The sequence below is a fragment of the Mucilaginibacter lacusdianchii genome (assembly GCF_009770985.1).
GTDB classification, from domain to species: Bacteria; Bacteroidota; Bacteroidia; order Sphingobacteriales; family Sphingobacteriaceae; genus Mucilaginibacter; species Mucilaginibacter lacusdianchii.
The window spans coordinates 1-18,167 of record NZ_WSRW01000007.1 but is presented as its reverse complement, the minus strand read 5'-3'; the positions used below and the strand labels follow the sequence as shown (position 1 = coordinate 18,167).

The 18,167-nt window shown below is 41.8% G+C and carries 16 protein-coding genes; 2 read left to right on the top strand and 14 right to left on the bottom strand.

Annotation, left to right across the window (positions count from 1 at the left end):
- Positions 1-200: 200 nt before the first annotated feature.
- The 12 genes from GPM24_RS20510 to GPM24_RS20465 form a co-directional block, all read right to left on the bottom strand.
- Positions 201-842, bottom strand: coding sequence for an OmpA family protein (locus GPM24_RS20510; protein ID WP_158829323.1), 642 nt, complete (start codon positions 840-842; stop codon positions 201-203).
- Positions 842-2,407: a hypothetical protein gene (locus GPM24_RS20505; protein WP_158829321.1), complete on the bottom strand. Its 1,566-nt coding sequence runs from the start codon at positions 2,405-2,407 to the stop codon at positions 842-844. The genes GPM24_RS20510 and GPM24_RS20505 overlap by 1 nt, the downstream gene beginning before the upstream one ends.
- Position 2,408: 1 nt before the next feature.
- Complete coding sequence (locus GPM24_RS20500; protein WP_158829319.1) at positions 2,409-5,972, bottom strand: hypothetical protein; 3,564 nt, start codon at positions 5,970-5,972, stop codon at positions 2,409-2,411.
- A complete protein-coding gene (locus tag GPM24_RS20495; RefSeq protein WP_158829317.1) occupies positions 5,972-7,426 on the bottom strand; it encodes a hypothetical protein in 1,455 nt (484 codons plus the stop codon). The genes GPM24_RS20500 and GPM24_RS20495 overlap by 1 nt, the downstream gene beginning before the upstream one ends.
- A 3-nt stretch (positions 7,427-7,429) precedes the next feature.
- Positions 7,430-7,876, bottom strand: coding sequence for a hypothetical protein (locus GPM24_RS20490; RefSeq protein WP_158829315.1), 447 nt, complete (start codon positions 7,874-7,876; stop codon positions 7,430-7,432).
- A gap of 7 nt (positions 7,877-7,883) precedes the next feature.
- Positions 7,884-9,182, bottom strand: coding sequence for a hypothetical protein (locus tag GPM24_RS20485; RefSeq protein WP_158829313.1), 1,299 nt, complete (start codon positions 9,180-9,182; stop codon positions 7,884-7,886).
- 95 nt (positions 9,183-9,277) lie between these two features.
- Complete coding sequence (locus GPM24_RS22175) at positions 9,278-9,745, bottom strand: hypothetical protein (RefSeq protein WP_199269822.1); 468 nt, start codon at positions 9,743-9,745, stop codon at positions 9,278-9,280.
- Positions 9,746-9,834: 89 nt separating this feature from the next.
- Positions 9,835-10,347: a type I restriction endonuclease gene (locus GPM24_RS22170; RefSeq protein ID WP_199269821.1), complete on the bottom strand. Its 513-nt coding sequence runs from the start codon at positions 10,345-10,347 to the stop codon at positions 9,835-9,837.
- A 102-nt stretch (positions 10,348-10,449) separates the two neighbouring features.
- Entirely contained in the window at positions 10,450-10,584 is a 135-nt protein-coding gene (locus tag GPM24_RS22335) for a hypothetical protein (protein WP_255459141.1), read from the bottom strand.
- 825 nt (positions 10,585-11,409) lie between these two features.
- Positions 11,410-12,075 carry a response regulator gene (locus GPM24_RS20475; RefSeq protein ID WP_158829311.1) on the bottom strand — a complete coding sequence of 222 codons (666 nt, stop codon included), beginning with the start codon at positions 12,073-12,075 and terminating at the stop codon, positions 11,410-11,412.
- A 12-nt stretch (positions 12,076-12,087) separates the two neighbouring features.
- Positions 12,088-13,761 (bottom strand): tetratricopeptide repeat-containing sensor histidine kinase, encoded by a 1,674-nt coding sequence (locus GPM24_RS20470; RefSeq protein ID WP_158829309.1) that lies wholly within the window; start codon positions 13,759-13,761, stop codon positions 12,088-12,090.
- Positions 13,762-13,857: 96 nt separating this feature from the next.
- Complete coding sequence (locus GPM24_RS20465; protein ID WP_158829307.1) at positions 13,858-14,016, bottom strand: hypothetical protein; 159 nt, start codon at positions 14,014-14,016, stop codon at positions 13,858-13,860.
- A 365-nt stretch (positions 14,017-14,381) separates the two neighbouring features.
- Between GPM24_RS20465 and GPM24_RS20460 the strand changes: the two genes are divergently transcribed.
- Positions 14,382-15,431 carry a hypothetical protein gene (locus GPM24_RS20460; RefSeq protein WP_158829305.1) on the top strand — a complete coding sequence of 350 codons (1,050 nt, stop codon included), beginning with the start codon at positions 14,382-14,384 and terminating at the stop codon, positions 15,429-15,431.
- Between the two features lie 57 nt (positions 15,432-15,488).
- Here the strand turns inward: GPM24_RS20460 and GPM24_RS22390 are convergent, their stop codons facing one another.
- Positions 15,489-15,659, bottom strand: coding sequence for a topoisomerase DNA-binding C4 zinc finger domain-containing protein (locus GPM24_RS22390; protein ID WP_369409717.1), 171 nt, complete (start codon positions 15,657-15,659; stop codon positions 15,489-15,491).
- 121 nt (positions 15,660-15,780) lie between these two features.
- Between GPM24_RS22390 and GPM24_RS20450 the strand changes: the two genes are divergently transcribed.
- Entirely contained in the window at positions 15,781-15,966 is a 186-nt protein-coding gene (locus GPM24_RS20450; protein ID WP_158829301.1) for a hypothetical protein, read from the top strand.
- 694 nt (positions 15,967-16,660) lie between these two features.
- On the opposite strand, the gene GPM24_RS20445 is transcribed toward GPM24_RS20450, so the two are convergent.
- Positions 16,661-17,896: a site-specific integrase gene (locus tag GPM24_RS20445; protein ID WP_158829299.1), complete on the bottom strand. Its 1,236-nt coding sequence runs from the start codon at positions 17,894-17,896 to the stop codon at positions 16,661-16,663.
- Positions 17,897-18,167: the final 271 nt, after the last annotated feature.

Here is an 18,167-nt window from a genome sequence, read left to right as displayed (position 1 = left end):
TATATTTAGGTGTTTGAAATGTTATCGATGTATATTATGAGTCGGAAATTTTTAATTTATCGGACTAATCAAATTCCAAAAAGTCGTTCGTATTCTGAATTATATACAAAACAGTTGATGGTTGCACCTTAATCAATCGTGAATAGATGTTAAAGATTGACCTATGAATGTCGACAATTCGTCACTTCAAATAGGTATAATCATATTTTGAACTTCGGTGCAATCTGAATGGTAAACCGCCGGTTGTTACGTTCGGACCTATCTCGTGACTTGCCAAAGTAGCCACTGCCTACAATCAAGATTTCACAGTTATGCAGCCCGTTGAAACCATAGCCGCTCTGCTGCCAAAAATTCTTTAGTGCCAAAGCTCTTGAATAACTGAGTTGATAGCCTCTATTGGGGTCCAGTTCAGAATTCGGTTTACCATGCCATAATACAATTTCGGCATGTCCTTCGACCACTAGGATGTAATTGATGTTAGGGTCTTTTGCCAGATCCTGCATTTTACCGAAAAGTGCTTGTCCGGCTTCCCGCAGTTGACGGAGCTGGTCAGCTCGAAGCGTTCGTATATCCGCGCTGTTAGGGGCGAAGTTTACGTCTATCATCAGCTGGTAGCGGTTGTTGACTGGGTCCAGCCGAAAATAGCGCCGGTCCAACTTTTTAAGCGCGCTATCAATCTGCCGGATGCGCGCCATCTGCTCTGCATTTGCTCTTAATTCTGTTTCAATTCGGTTGAAATTCAGATAGCTGAGCACAAAGAGCACCAGCATGATAACGAATAAGCTCGTCATCAGGTCCACATAGCTGGGCCAGAAGTGACTACGGTTACTATTGTTTTCCATCAGACTTTTTCCCTTTTCCTGAACCACTTCTGCCAAAAACTACGTTTGCCTTTTGCATCTGCCTGATGAGGATCTGATTGAACTGGATTCTTAATAACAGGTTCCGGTTCAGTGTAGGTATAGTAGGAAACACCTTTCTCTGGTTGGATTGAAATAGGTTTTGGATGAGTTAGTGTCTGACGAGGCGTCTCCATAGGCGTGTAGTCATTGCCGTTTTGAACAGGCGTTTGAATCTGTGCTAATGAATTGACTTCTTTGTGTAGTTTAGTAATACCTTCATTGATTGGTTTCAGATAAGTGAGATTTTGCATGAGGTTGCCTTCTGCATTAAAGTCAAATGCCTGCTCAAAGTCGATTTCAATCTTTCGTTTAAGCTCCGCTACTCGCTCGGCCGCACCTTTTAGATATTGTTGTACCTCTCCGTAAGACTTGGAAGCATACTCATTAATTAAGGCTTCCTTGCTGTTGATTGCAGCCAGATGTTGTCGCACTAAATTGATCGTTTCACTACCGAGCATTTCTGAATGCTGTATCTCTCGCCCTAAGCCGTTGATATTATCTTCAAAGGCAGACACGCGGTTCATCAGTGCACCTAATTTGTCTATGAAGTGGTTCGTATCTTTAATTTGGCCGTTTAATGCTTGGTGCTCCCGGATGAATTCCGACAACATTGGTCCTGCATCTCTGAGCTTGTCCAGCACTTTGATATTAGCTTTAGCAATGCCTTGATAATCCATTTGCCGCAACTCCTGCAGGAATTCAATCTGCGAGTGTGTATTACTGTTGATATCCTTGATTTGTTCGGACATACTAGATAAAGCCGTTTGTAGATTCTGAACATTACTTCCGAAGTTTTGGTCAAACGCTTTCAAATTGCCTGCAAATTTCTGATTGAAGTCAACAATGTTACTCTTTAACATGCCTAGTGCAGAATACAAATTATTATCCAGGTTAGGTAAAAGTTCACTTTGCAGAAAGTTATAGTAATTGTTCTTGTTTCGGTTACGTACTAAAACGGCCGCTTTAAAATCAACCACGTTACTGTAAGTTGTCAGCGCCAGGCCTACGAAACTTGCTACCATCGCTATGCCTACTCCCAGTAATAATCCATTGATAGCCTGGCCCAGGACGGCGCTTTGTGCCAGTTGATCGCTGCCCTTCGTAATAATGTGGGCCAGTCCCATGACCACCCCGATGAACGTACCCATTAGCCCCAAATACAACGGCGTGGTAACGGAAGACGCAATTTGGGTTTCGTGAGATTCCGAAATCCGCTCCGATATGCTTTTGATGATGTTAAAATCCGCCGAACCCTTGTTGTTACGCAGGTAGGCGTTGGTCGCTACCACGATTTGCTGAAAATCAGCAGACGAATGATCATCCACAGTCAGCTGCTCGACTGTAGAACTCTGGTAATCCAGCAGGATTAAATGATCATCTTTCCGCAGGGTTCCGGGATACAGGTTACCTAGTTTCCAGATGTCCTGCCGGGTTGACGCGAAGGTTTTGAACTGCCAGTAAATGATAACCAGCAGGATAATAATTTCTAATGTATTCCAACCCATATCAATCAAAAGCTATTTTAAGTCGTTCAGTTACCACCCATTGGTCTCCGTCCCTCCTGAGTTGTCCAGGTGTTATTGTTTTAATCTGAATATGCGTTGGATTGTCTGGGAATTTTTCACAAAAGCAAACTGGTTTCAGCAACGAATCGAAGGAGTTGTAAGCACGCAAGTGTATCTTAAGATCTTCTATCAGTTCAAAACTCGCGGAGTCAGGCTGACTAGTGGAAATCGATATCTGAAAATTACTATTGATACTCGGTTGCTCCGTGAGGGATTTAGCCGAGAATAAATTGTCTCCTACAGCAGCATTGGCGAACTTGACTATTTTAGGGGTATGCTCATCCAATTGCTTTTTACCGAGACGGCTGATTTCAAACAGAAGTCCAATCAGCGGATAGAAGAATAGGCTGTCCGAAACCTCTTCATCATAATCAATTCTTTCTCTGCGAATACTATAGCCAAGATCAAAATTACTTCCGGAGCGTGAGGTCACGAACTGCAGTAGCGCAGGCAGGTTTACATCTATGTTAAGATGAGATTTAAAAGGAATAATGGTGTTCAACTCTTGTATGACCGAAAAGAAAGACAAGATGTTCCTATTCACACTTTCCTTAATCTCTGGCAATCTATCCTGGATATCACGATATTTCTTAACCGACTCAATGCCTTGGAAATCGAGTTCGGTACCGATATACGTTTCTGGCGTGAAACTAATATGTTGGTCTTTAAATATGCCTCCAAAACAGGTGGCCTCCTTACGGTTTTCCAGAGGAAGGATCACCTGTGGCTTACTTGAGCTATTTTGATAAACTTTATTGATGACAAACCCCGCAACTTTGGCTAACAAATCCTCGTCGCCTATCAGATCTATAAACTTACTGCCATTGCCACTAAAGATGATACAGCTGGGTGCGGGGTGATGTTTTTGTTTCAACCACTGTGCGGTATGATAGATCAATGCACAATAGTGAATGAGATAAAGTATTTTATAAGTTGGGCTTTTTAACTCCTCAACTACGTGGAGTTTGTCATCGTTCGCGATCCAAAAATTCAAGATTTCTTCCGAAGACATTCCAGAAAAATAGCGGCTGTTTTCAGCAATTACCCTGTCATTGGCTTGGGTAACTTTGTTTTGCATCGCATCTCGGATACCTAAATAAATGCCATTTTCCTTGGCATCTCTTTTTAATTGATTATGCCCGTTCGACCACAGCACGTTACCCGCGAAATTGAAGGAGGTGCCAATCCTGGGTAAATCGTTTACAAAAAGCATGGCGTCTGTCGATCCACCGCCAATATCCAATGACAACACGGAAGACGGATCTAAAACGCCTGCGCGTTTACGGAGATAATAGTAAGGGGCTTCCGACTCAAATACCATATTTGTCGGCTTGCGGCTTCCTAAAATATCTCTAGAATGGCGGTTCCAAATTTCTTTATAAGCTTCCCTGGCAGCGTAAGACATGCTTTGCGGTATGAACCAGCTTAACTGGGTTGCCGCCAGATCGCCATCGTTCAAGATTGTTTTATGGCGAATCAGGTAACATAGTTCTTTGATAAAGGAATCAACGCGCAGCCTTGACCCGGCATCATTAGGATTAGTAATATCCCACTTGATATTCGATATAATTTCCTGGGTCATGGCTGCGTTGGAATCCAGTAAGGCTTTCTGATAAGCGAAGTGAATATTCAAATCGCTGAACAGTTCAAATTTATTGATGTCCTTTCTTTGTAGGACAGCCGTACGGAAGGGCATCCCGAATACACTGTTCTTTTCTTTGAGTAATACCGGTGGTACGAACTCTTGATTGATCACACTATCATTTAGCGCAAACAGATTAGCGTTTCTAAAGGTGGATAATAGGGTTTGACCTCCAACCTGCTTCTGCGGTTTTTGCAGCATCACCATTTGCGAATCGGATTCACTTATATCAAAAGGAACGGGAGTGGACTGCATTTGCCTATCATCTGTATAGGCGATGAACGTATTGGTTGTACCAAAGTCAACGGAATAAGAAAATGCCTTTCGCCCCAGTGACTTTTCCACCCATTTAGGTATAATTAAACCGTTTACCTGGCTCAGGTCAAAACCCGAAGGGAAATTTAATTTTATGATATCAAAGCTGGTGTTGTTCAGCTGGTAGTAAACCGTGGCTATAACATCCGGAGATTCAAAGCGACGCCTTTCTGCCCGTTTGGCATTGTACAAGTCAGCTTCAGCACTAATTCTTTCCAGTTCTCCATTAGCTATTTTATAAAAATCCAATGAGAAGGCGGCCGTGCGAAGCGTAGCAGTATCTGCTAAGCCCCCATCAATACCAAATAGTACTTTGTGGTAATTGTTCATAGAGCCATCGACCTGGCCGTTCGCATCCTTCAAGCGAACAAATGGAAATATTCCTACCGTAAAATTTAAACGGTAATCCGTTTGAATGTCAATAATTCTTCCGTCCCGTTTATCACTTCTGGACGCCGTATAAACCCTCGATTTGCTGGGTGTTGTCAAATCACCTTCATAGGTCACTTTTACACTGTCAGGACCAATCAATTCGTAAGTAATCAAGTCCGCGATTTTCCGAAAGTTGTCCTGGTTCAGAAAATTTTCTGCTATAGGTAACAGGAAATCAAAATCTCGTTCCGCATCATCTGATTTGTATTTGGCGGTGTAAAATCGCGTATCGTCAATGCGATAATTGACCTTCACGATATGATCTTTGAAAATATCAGTTGCTCCAGGATCGTTGTTGGCTTGAAAAAGCTTGTTGTTAATCTGAAACGGAGTTCCACCTTTAGACGATACCGGTTTTACCTGTGAACGTCGGCTGGTATGCATTTCTTCGATGCCTTCGGCTTTCAAATAAGCCCACATGTGCCTGGCACTTTCCTTTAGTGAAGGATTTTCAGAAAAGAAGTCTAATAGGTACCGTTTAAAACCGTCATTTCTGGATTTAAAAGATCTAACCCGCTTAAAATAGCTGATGTTGGTAGCTGGATTAATCAGGTCAAAACTTTTTTGATAACGCTCGCTGACAAACTCACCTTTTATTTTATCCAGATTTGAACTGGTGAACATCAATGACATTGGGGACGATGCACAAATAACCATTCCATTATATTTTATAATAGAAAAACCGTTCAGATCAGCTGAGAAGTCTTGATTAAGAAACAGCTGCAGTGTTTTGGCAAATACTTTCCGTCCTTCACTATTTAGTTGCAGCCGCTGAAGATCATCTCCATGCCATTGTTCGATAATTAATGCAGCTCCTTGAGATTCATGATATTGCCAATTAAATACCAGTTCCAAAGCGTCTAAGCAATCTGACACCAATTCTTTATAAGCATGTGAGGAACGGTCTTTTTTCTCCACAATGTCCTTGCAAACAAAATTGAAAGCAGTTTCGAAAATGTGCAGGCGGGAGAAAGGCGAGGGTATGGAGTTTAAGGAATTGGCCGACTTGGCGGCTTTGTCCAGAATACTGGTAATTGCAGCCTCACTTAGCTTTTCGGTTGGAGACCAACCTGAGGCGTACTCGCCTGTTGCATCGAATATGTTAAAAGGCTTCATTAATTGGTTTGAATTTTAAATTTGTCTTTGTTAACTTTCTCTATGGCTTGCTGGGACAATACAAGATATCGGCTGAATTTTGATTCGTCAGCGATGTCCGCGACGGTGTTGCGATAGGTTTCCATGCTGTTGATATAATTGGAGCTATCCAACTTATTATTTGTAAAGAAATTCTTTTTCTCTTTAATGATGTTACCCACAATAAGCTTGTGAAAACGATCGTCGGGAATGTCAAGATTGAGCGGTGAAAATCGACGGTCGTTTTCATCGAGTTCTTTTATCCATTTTAAAAAGAAAACGTTTATAAACTTTTCAATTGTAATGACGGCGTCTGATCGAAAAAACTGCGCGTCGAATCCGCCGTTCTTAATGAAGGTGGCGTCAGAATGACTCTTGAAGCTAGGGTGTACACGACTGAAAATGTAGAAATTAACCATTTCCAGATAGATCTGGTTGCGTAGCTTATTTCCTATATTAAAAAAATGCATAGGTGAGCTATTTTCACCTGGTGTATACTGCAGGTATTGACTTTGCTGTGGGGTTTTATCACTTTGGTGGCAAAAGTCTAGAATGGCCGATGCGCCGATCAATTCAATGAGATGCGCTTTGTTTTCTTGAAGCTTTTCATCATTCTTATAAGGCCTTGACTGTTCGTGTAGGTCAGCCAAGTAATACAAAGAGTTCACGCCGGTGAGATGCTTCTCGTAATAAGATAGCGCTGATTTAGTCTTTGTAAAAAAACTGTTTGAATCGATATCTCGGTGGTCTGCATCTTCTTCTGGATCAGTTAATTTGAAATAAGGCATGACCGGCAAAGCACCGATTGGCGCATTTTTAATATACTTGTTATCACTTTCACGAAGGTTTTTAACGAGCAAAGGGAATCCAGCTGCCCCTGTACCCCCAAAGATTGAACTTACAATAAAGATCTGGTCACCCTCCGAGAAGATCTTTTGGAAAGTCGTATACCAGGAGGCTTCATCAAATTTGTTTAATACGACGGAGCCTATATTAGGATTGCCCTTAAAACCGACCGACAGCGGAGTGTTAAGGTTGCGCTCGCTATACAACAATTCAATTAAATCCCGATTAATATCTCCTTTTTCCAAGAGATCAAGACCTAAGAAATGTCCAAAGGTATCATCAATACGCTCATCAAAATCGAAGCCTTTGGTAAAGCCTTCTTTGATAATATCATTCAATGATAATATGGGCGTTTTGAAAAATGCGCGATCGGCTGGCCGAAAATTAGGGTATGCTTGTCGACGGACATCTGCATAAAGACTGATGAGCTCCCGACAATCTTTAAATTCCGGGAAATCTTTATGTGGATCAATAAATATAGGGACGATTTCAAAGCCATTGCAGTCTACGCCGGTGGCTAACAAAAGCGTCAGTGCTTTGAGTACCCTTGACCCGGTACCGCCTATGCCGAAAATGAATAATCTTGCCATAATTTAAAAGGGTGTTCTGTTTGCTACAGAGAATTTTTTTATAATCAGAGAAGCGCCGAAAAATACAGCGGCTAGATATATAGCGTTAATAATACCCAGGCCAAGGCAATATTTGAGCGTGTGAAGACTGTGGAAACGGCTTACTAGGGCAACACTTGTCAGCGTAGTTACGATAATAGTCAATGATGCAGCAGCCAATAGCGTATAAAACCAGTATTTTAATTTAAAGCCAAATCCGCTACCGCCCCGTTTGTTTAGGATGAAATAATAATAGATTAGTGCAAACGCGGCGAAAACGAGTAGGTAACAGAAAGCATACAGGTACAGATCTTGAATAAAGATATTTCTGATGATCGTAGCATCCTCCTGTGCCTCTCCAGCTCCAGCTATAAACTGTCCCCATGTTGTACCGGCTATCCATTGTAGAAAGCCATTATATAATGTTTTCATAGGCGTGTTATTGGGAATTTTTAGTAATGAATAATTTCAACGGATGAGCCAACAGCCATGGCTCGTTTTTGTAAGCACCGTCTAGGCCATTAATCAATTTTGAGAAACCAGTGGTTCTTTTTCGGAGAGGGTCATCCACATCTTGGTTAACTTCATTTATCCAGGCTTGTGTATTCTTTTGGATATTGATTGAAATTAGATTATCATCTAGTGTTAGTCTTTCAACTTTAAGCTTGATCAGATGGGTAGCTTCGATTGAAGAAATTATATTTTTATCAGTCGTGCTTTTAGCATTTGGCTTAAGCGATACGCTAATAAGACCGACCCTCCCCCCTGGGCATTCAATGCTGAGGTTTTTCTTTATGTAGGCTGGCTGCTGGTAGGCAGGAGGCAAGGCACTTAGATTAATTGCAACTGGAATTATCAGGGGGTCTTCAGATCCGTCCCATTCTGAATAACCATAATAGTTATGGTCAGTCTCGCATTTAGTTGCCATTGCTGAGTACACGGGTGAACTGAAAGGAAGAATGGAATAGTTTGGTGCAGTTTCCGGTATTCCATGTGTGACTGATTCAAACGCAGACAGACCAAGTTTAATTCGTCTACTAACATCGCTTATCAGATTTGGCGCTCCTATAATCCAAATATAGTATGGGCTATTGGGTTGAAATCCTGAGCGCGAACGAAAATTAAACTCAGAAGAAAGTTTAATTATCTCAGAGGCCCAAGGTTTTTTATAAAACCTGCTCCGAACGTCAGTGGTAATCTGCGTCAACAACGCCGGTGAATTATCGCCCGGTGAAAAGATGAGGTCTGAAATTAAGATAGAAACCGTTTTCTTATTCCAGTTTTTATTTATACTGTCTAATATTTGCGGAATATCAGTTTGTGCACCTGCCTGAAATGATCCGGAATTTAGCAATTTTTGGAAGGTCATCAATTCGACTGGGAGCGGAGCCTGATTGCGTGTAGCGGTTTGAAATATCCGGAATTCCAAATTACTTTCGTTACTCAGACGTGACGCGACATCCCATACTGTTGATTGAAACCGGGTTTGCTTTTTGGGTAGCATAAAGCCGAACATGCTTTGCGAGGTTTCCAAGTACAGGTGGATCCGGTATTTTCCCATAACTTTTCTTCCTAAAACAGCGTTTAGGCAGTTATTCGTTTTGGCGTCACCGGAATCATTTTGAGTGCTTTTACATCCCCAAACGTGAAGCAACATAAGTCCTGCTACCAACGTTGCAAAAAACTTTTGTGTAGAAAACAGGTAGTTACAATTGAATAGAGTATCGCGTTTATTCATTTAGATCGCTTTGTTAATTTTATGGTTGCTTTACATGGTGGCGCTAGACATTAGGCACTGAATGTTCCAGAATCAATGTTTCGGTAAGATTGAGCCTACTCTAAGTAGTTCTTGACAGCTACAAGCAATTGCTCTTTGAGTCCAAACAAGCCTTCTAATTCTGCGATATCATGACGCGTAAAACTCTTCTCGGCTCCAGCAATACCCACACTTAGTTTTTTGGTATTAAAATGAAAGCGGCAGATCGGCTTACGGTTGTTGTCGTCCAGCAAAATGGCGCAGTAGGACTGTGCGTCCCGCATGACGATCCTTTTCGTATCTATCACTTCGGCTAGAATCGATTTGACCATCATATGGCCCATCATTTCTTCCGGTGTGGTAATGATCTTATCGTCAGTTTCCGTTGCCTCAGTCCCCACGAGAGTCGACTTCTCTTGAACAGCTTCGGGTAGCGTATCTACCTGTAATACGGTTTTTAGCTTTTCATTAATGATGTCGCTTACATACACTGCGCAAGCCGTCTTGGTAATGGATTTGAACTGCTCCAATACCTTTTGGGTCATAGCACTTGGATATACTTTCTTGGCAAAATATCGAACGAAATCATCCGAAGGCTCCGAGAAATCCTGGTGCAGCAGGTGCTTGATCTGGTTTAGAATTTTAGTTCACTGGCCGTATTCGTAATGTTGTCAACATTGAAATAGGATTTGTGAAACTTCTTCAGTTCCCCGATCTCGTTTTCTTTGATGTCCGTGATCTTGAATTCAAAAAATGGCTTATCATCCATTTTGTTAGGCGTCACCAAATCAGTGTAAAAACGATAATCTACACCGTTAGTCAGTAAGCTAAACTTCGCCTCCGTGGTGTGAAAATAACGGAACAATTGAGAATTATGGGGGTTGAGGTCCTGTGTATAATGCTTACACTCAATCAATAGAATAGGCTTGCCTTCGCTGATAATAGCGTAATCTACTTTCTCTCCTTTTTTGATGCCAATGTCGGCCACAAACTCGGGGCTTACCTCGAAAGGGTTAAATACATCATATCCCAGTAGCTGAATGAAAGGCATGATCAACGCGTTCTTGGTTGCCTCTTCCGTTTGTATTTGCGGACAAAGCTTATCAACACGGGCGGCAAACTGAAGAATGGAATCTTTGAAATCCATAAGTTGTAATTATGATTTGTGGTAAAAAGGTTGGTTTATTTTTCTTGGACTAATCTCTAGTGGTAATGACATTTCTTATTCAGACCTGCTTCACGTGTCATTTCAGTAAAGTTTCCGGCGGTTTATAGCGTAAGCTTTACGCACTGATGCATAAATGGCAGCCGTGCACTTGAATAGTAGCCAGCCCAGTAATGTGCCTGTACTAAGGGCGGCTATGAAGTAAGCAATCAGTTCCATTGTGATGAGGTTTAGGTTTTAGTATTTTAAGGTTATGCTTTGATTTTTATCTATATCTTTCTTTGCCTACGTCGACTTAGTCTTCCCATTTACATAAAGTTTTGCCGGCGGTCTTCGCGTACTTGACGGTTACCTTTTTAATTCGGTAATTGCAGTTGCTTAACCCGCGGCATGACGATATTAAGTGATACTTTTTTGCATACTTACTTTCACAGACGTACACCTTTGAGGTATCAGCATGCGGCGAGGTATTGCAGCCAATGAGTAAAGAGATAACAAGGGTTTTCATATACAGCTAAGCGACTTCGAATCCGGCGACATACAGCACATTTAAGATTCACTCTGCTGCCGAAGAAGGCAAGACTCTAAGTGTGTGTTCATCCTAAAAACTGCGGTTAGCTCTTATGACACGTTGGCGAGCAGTAATAGCATCCGTCGGCTCTGGTATAGTACCTTTTTGCAGCAGTAACTGCTGAAGCGCAGGTGCAGTGGTACCCTAAATCAATTTTACTGACCACCAGGCGCAAATAAGAGCAGCTTTCGTTGTGCACTTCTTGATCTCCGGTGCCAGGCTGCGGATTGGTGTTGACGTAATATTTCTTCATATCGGCATGCTTTCCTTTCAATGACTCAAAAGTAAACCGCCTGTGTCAGTGTTTTTTACGGAAAACCGTAACATTAAAAAGTTTCTTTAAATGCGTGGTAAGAAGACAGGTCAGAATGAAGGAGGGTCTGTAGTGAATGATAGGCAAGCATTGGCAAGCAGATCAAAGGACGGCAGCGCTTTAACGTTCTTTATTAAATAACTTAGATAGTCGCAAATACTTAAATGAGATCTGCATCCTTGCAGCAGGCTACCAACTGCTCATTCTTGGTAAAGCCTAGGAACTCTCTCATGGTATTAAGTTTTTTTTCGACACTGCTGAGGCTCCAAGGACGTAAGTTCATCTGCTCCAACTGCGCAGGTATCTCCTTCTGCCGGAAACCTTGTGAGAGTAATGTAATAATGGCTAAATCATAGTCGGTGAATTGGTAGACTGGCCTCTTCCTAGAGTGGGTGCTAAGTTGAGACGGCATATAGACACGTCCTTCTGATATCTTTTGAAGCGCTTCTGCTAATTCCTGCGAATCTTGCCGGCCTTTACAAACGTAGCCGTTAATTTGAAGTTCGTCAAAGATCGGACGTATCAGCTCAGCTTTATATTCGCCGGAAAATATCAATATTTTCATGTCGGGCTGAAGAGAACGAACAGCCTGTATTAATGCTTTTCCGTCTTTAAGGGTCGAGGCATAACCATCTTCGACAAAAGAAAGGTCAGTAATCAGTAAGTCGTAAGGAACATCATTACGCAAGGCTATCTTGATACGGGAGAAAGCCTCATCACAATCGTATACATAATCGGACTCCGTTGTAGTCCATTCTTTTATAATGTTTCGTATGGAAAGGCTGGTCATTTGGTGATCTTCAGCAATCAGAACTTTTTTAAACATAAGGTTGGATGGTTAAACGATGGGTATGGATATATCTATAAGGAGACCTCCGCCATTGTTAGTGCCAAAAGTAATAGATCCATGAATGGCCTTGATACGGTTTCCCGTATTTGTCAAACCATTGCCCAACGGAATGGGCTCAGGCAACCCTATTCCATTATCCTGGTACTTTATCCGTAGGCCCTGTGCATCTCGTTGAAATTTTAGCACTACGCGATCTGCCTGACTATGTTTCTTCATATTAATCAGGAGTTCAAGTAAGATGGTCTTGATCTCATTGAAAATAGAAATGTTGATACCAGTCCATGTTTGTTCATTATGCCCGGCGGTAAGAAAAGTGGTTTGAGGACTGCTGAATGAGTCCAGCATATCAGTGATTTCTTGGTGGAAGTCTTGATGTATAAGCTCTAACGGCTTATTGTAAGAGATTGCCCTTGATTGTTTGTAAAGAACGTCAATCCTGGTGGCCAATAAGTCCTTGTCCAGATCGGGTTGATGTTCAATCTCCGTCATCACCTGATAAAGTCCATTAGCCACCACGTCGTGAATCTTTTTGGACGTGCTAAGCTGATACTCCTGTATCTGCTGTTGGGCTTTAGCTTCCGTTTCCGCTTGCTTGCGGCGTGAATGCTGTCGGTAAATGATGCCCCCTGCTACTGCGAAGATGACGATAATTACAATGATAGCCCATTGTTTGATGATCTGACTGTTCTGATCGGCATTGTCTTTCTGTAATTTCAATTTATCCGCTTTGTGCTTTTCGGTATTGAACCGAATTAAAGCAAATTGATTTTTGGCTGCATTCCTTCTCGTCTGTAGGCTATCATTCAAGAAATTAAACCGTGAAAAATATTGTTTAGAAACGGAACTAGGGCTGAGTGCAATTAATTTTTGCAATGCCTCCATTTCATCGTCCGGACTTCCCAGGCGGCGAGCAACCTGATACATCCGGTTTGCATATATAAGGGCCGAATCTGGTCGAGCTATACGGTAATAGTCTGCCAAATGCGCGTAACTTGAATTTTGCCCCCATAGATCATTTTCTGCTATTCGTATATAAAGGGCCTTGTTTAGTTCAGGCACCGGATTATACACCGGCTTGTTAAGCCATTTTGTGATGGCATAGTTTGTTTGGATGCGGGCGTGTGCTTTACTTCCATTTTTAGTTAAGGTTATTGCTTTCCGATAAAGTTCTAACGCAGAACGGTAATTCCTTTTGTATCGGTAGGCATTGGCTTGGTTATTAAGGATGGTTGTCTGAAAGCTACTGTCTCTGGTCAGTGCCAAGCCCTGGCTGCAAAAATCTATGGCTTCATCGTAATTTTTAAGTTTGATGGACGTAATAGCCAACTCGTTGAAATTTTGAGCTTGATATGGCCGGTGCTCTAGATGACCTTCACGTAAAAAGCGGAGAGAGGAAATTAAACTTTCCTGCGCACCAAAATAATCACCCGCATCCGATTGGATCATCGCCATATTGGTATAGGCCAGTGCAACTTGCAGGCTATCACGTGATTCGGCCACCAGTTTGTTAAAATAATAAAATGCGGAGTCCTGGTTTACGGTTAGAAAATTATATGCTTTATCAAAATCAGCTGTAGAGGTAACAGCGTGAGGGCTGGGCTTATGTTGGCAACTGACTAGATATAATAGCGTAATATACGCAAACAAGAATAGCTTTTTCAAATTAGGGCTTTTGGGAACTCTAAAGTAATAATTAAGAGGCCAAAAAGAAATTGAACGGAACACAAAAAAAGGCAAGGAAGACCTTGCCTTTTCTAATTATCCTCCGATCGTGCCGGTAGGTGGTTTAGGTGGCGGTAAGTGGCCTTCATCACCACCGGTGTCACCATCATCTTGTGTCGTAATTATTGTGCCCGGACCGTGAGGTAAATTTGGCGGCACAGGACATCCCAAAGCCAATAATATGGCTACTAGCATTTCTAACATTTTTTAAGAATTTAAGGGTTTAAAACTCAGCAGGAGCATACAGCATCAGGCTGTTATGCCGGTCTGCCAACCGCATTGTTTGGGAAGTATGAGCTTTGATTGCAGAAGCCGATAACCGCTTCCCAAGCCAGGTACCTGCTGCCGCTCTCGCTGCTCATTATTGTAAGAAGATGTGTGCACCACCTCGCTAGCTATCGAGGTTTCATCTGATTACGGAAGCAAAAGTATATTGCCTTAACCCCTTTTAATACAGGTACTTCCGATAGTTCCTTAAATTCTGACCCAATTCCTGCAGAATTCTCAAACGGCCATGAGGATTCCGGAAAATCCTTTAGCTTTACCCTTAAATTTTTGAAATGACGTTTGCTGAATATGAATCCCTGGTCCTAAAAGACTATAAAAAAAAGAAGGCTGCGGGCAGCCTTTCGCTGGGCTTTCCGCATCCAACACCGGCAAAGTTGAGAGATGCTTGTCTGGAAGCCCTGGAAACTCGTTTTGATAAAAAGGATGAGCCCTTTCTAAGGAAATATTTTAAGATGGGTACCAGCAATGATTTCAGTCAGGCCGTTTGGCAATTGGGGGTTAATAAATTTAAAAAGGTCAGTAATTTCTTAAATGACGCTTCTAGTAGTACTCATGCCCTAAATATTGAATTGCTGGCTTGGTTGATTGATTATAAAGAAAGGCCCTACAAGCCTGACTATGCCCGAATGTACGAGACACGAGATGCTGTGGAGGCAGCTGTGTCCGAAAACTCCTCATTTTCTATCGCAATGCCGGCTTCAAATGAAACAGCTCACATCCAGCCAATGCAGCCTTTAACAAACCTCTTTCAACAGCAAGACGAGCAACCAGAGCAAGATCATCGAGAGAAGGACGAACCAGCCACTACTGGTTTCTCTTCGAAGCCCGAAGACCAATCGGTAGAGAAAAAATCTTTCCTTAGAAAACGTTATGTATTATTACTGCTATTGCTGCCATTAGGTGGAGCCGTTTGGTTATTGGCGCCTCGACAAAAGCAGGAGCCAAGCCACGCCGTTGTTCAGCCTGTGGCTGGGTTAAATCAGTGTGTCATCTGGGCTGAGGATCATTACCAGCCAGTAGCCTGCACGGGCCAACTGCAAAATCAAAATGTGCCAGCATTGAAGCCCTCAACTGTCGCCGGCCTGAAACAAATTACACAGCCGGACACTATTACGAAAAATGGGATTGGCCATGTTTGGTATATAAAGATTAATGGGCACATGGAATATTATACGGCAGGTGGTTTTCATCCAATCGAAACTGACCGTCGCTTAAAACCACTGACACTTTACATTTACAATAAGTACCTCTATGACTATACAGATAAGACCGGACAGAAAAGCTCAGTCTTTCAACAGGTCAGAAACTGGCTGACACAATAAACGCCAGATACAACTAAACAGCTGAGTCTTGCTAAATCCTACTTACGACGATTACACTTAAAAATATTTCTTAAGCAAATGTGCAGTAATGTCGGAAACAAGTGTTATTTTACCGTTGCATTCCGGATAGTTGGTGCAACCATAAAACTCACTGAATGGCCCTTTTCTTTTAACCATAAAACTTTTGTATTCAGGGCAGCGGATGGTAGTTGCAGAATCGTGACCCACGTTTTCGTTGAACTCAATAACGAATTTACTAGGATTAATTGCATCGTATAAAAGGAAGTTTCTATGCTGGCTCTAGTCATGGCCACATATAACACGCGGCGTTCTTCGGCGATTTCTGCTTATGGTAAACGATCCGGTTGAAGTGAAAGCGCTCAAGCTATCGACTGTATATGAGGAAGAAATGGCCGGCGGGAGTGGCACGTTCACGGGCGGTGGCGTTCGTCCCTCTGCTATTGCCAGGTATTTGGAAGATTTTGGGCTAGTAAAAATGCCGGTCGTAGAAGAAACCGGCAACGCAAATAGATAGATATCGCCTTTACTTATCTGCCGGAAAAGAAAGGTGATCTGCAACATGCGCTCTCCAATTAGGGTTCCGGTTTGTGAAGCAGGAAAGAGATATTGATATGCTCATTTTCAGATGATTTCGATCGGCACATTTAAATAAGCCTGTATTAAAATCTGAAACGCTTATCCACTGATACACTCCAGGGGAGGCAGCCATATTATCTATATGATAATCGTACAATATTGCATTTTAAATGTTATTGTTTTATATTTGATTAGTCAATTACAGTCTAATAGTATGAAAATTGGTGAGCATTTGGTGAGCACCGATTTGAAAAGTTTATAAATATTGTTTAATCGCGGTTTTTTAGGGAAAGTTCGAGTTCCGTCCATTCCGATAAAAGATAGGTCAAAATTTATCGATAATGGACAAATCATAGAACAACTTAGCTTAACATAAGTCTCGCATCAATATTTCATTCGAATCTTCTCAAAAAAGTGGTGAGCATTTGGTGACTCTGGAAATGTAGTTCATAGTTTCTACGTTTACACCACTTCCACGAGTCCGCTCTTATGCTGGTAAGGGGTGGCTGAAGTCTATAGACTCTTAACTGCGCAATAGACAACAATCATGTTAAGAAAGCTTAATGAGTGTTTCTCCTAAACAAAACCTTGATAGAAACGGCCTGCGTAGGCCGCTTCTTCGGATATGCCATTTACCCTGTCTGTTTGTTATTATCCAATAATTTTTGTTTTAGTACAGCCATGTCTTCGCTAATTTTAATGTCCACAATTTTTGCATAATGTTGGGTCTGCTTAAGCGACTTGTGTCCCAGCATTTTTGATACACTTTCAATCGGAACACCGTTGTTTAGCGTAACGGTTGTTGCAAATGTGTGCCTGGCTATATGGAAAGTAAGGTTTTTATCAATTCCACAGCGGTCAGCAATTTCCTTCAGATAAGAGTTCATTTTCTGGTTGGAAAGTACAGGAAGTGCTAAATTGTTACTACTGCATTTAGGGTTATCTTTGTATTTCTTTAATACTTCAATAGCAGGTGGAAGTAACGGAATTCGTGTCGCGGTGTCTGTTTTATGTCGTTTGGAAATAATCCACCAGCCTCCATCTACGCCGGTTATGACATCTGACTGGCGAAGCTTAGCTACGTCTATGTATGCCAGACCGGTGTAGCAACTGAAAAGAAAAATATCTTTTACATGGTTAAGCCGGTCGTTCTCAAAAAGTTTAGTTTCTATGCGGCTTAATTCTTCTTTTGTAAGGGCAACCCGAATGACTTCCTTCAACGTAGTTTTAAAATTAACGAATGGGTCCTTGGAGAGCCAGTCTTTTTTAATGCACTCTAGCACAATCTTTTTAAAGTTTTTTAAATACTTCATCGCTGAATTGTGCCCACACATCCTAACGCTCTTCAGCCAATAAGCAAACTGCGATACGAATTCATAGTTTAGTTCTCTCAGTTCCAAGTCGTCACTATCGTATTTCCATTTGATAAAGGAAGCCGTGTGTTCATAAGCAATCTTGTATCGGTTGACTGTCCCAATAGCATAGTCCCTTCCGGATAAGGATTTTATCTGGTCATTGTGTTCCTTGAAGGCTTGAAGTATAGTTCTCTTTCGTTCAGACTGACCAGTCAGGAGATTTTTAATCGCCTCGGCGGTAATTTCCTGGTCAGTCTGCATCAGGACCTTCTTTGCTTGAAATACTTGCCCGTTGAATACGTCTAAATACGCATTTAAGGCTTTGGCATCTTCTTTTGATCCGGTTGCCCGTCCGGCAGATTGATTCCATCGAGACTGTTCCCACTGTCTCTTCGTAGAGAGTTCTTTGGAAACACCATCTACGGTGATGCGTAGGTAGATGTACTGTGGTCCCTTCTTCTGATTTTTGGATTGCTTTAAGTAAAAAAACAACCCGAAGCTTTTTTCTAACATAAAATAACAATTAAGGGTTAAACAAATGTCGAATTGCAGGCTTTGAAAATCAAGATGTACATCTATTGAACAGGGTGAATATCAGTGGCTTGTGAAGGTATTCGTGCGTCTTTTTTGACGAGCAAAAAGACGCACGAATGACGCTGATAAATTTTAAGCTTTTATGGTGTTTTTTGAGCACCGTAAAAACTAAAAAAGCCCTCAAACATTGAATTTGAAGGCTTTTATAACTTTTGAAAATGTAATCAGCGGAGAGGGAGGGATTCGAACC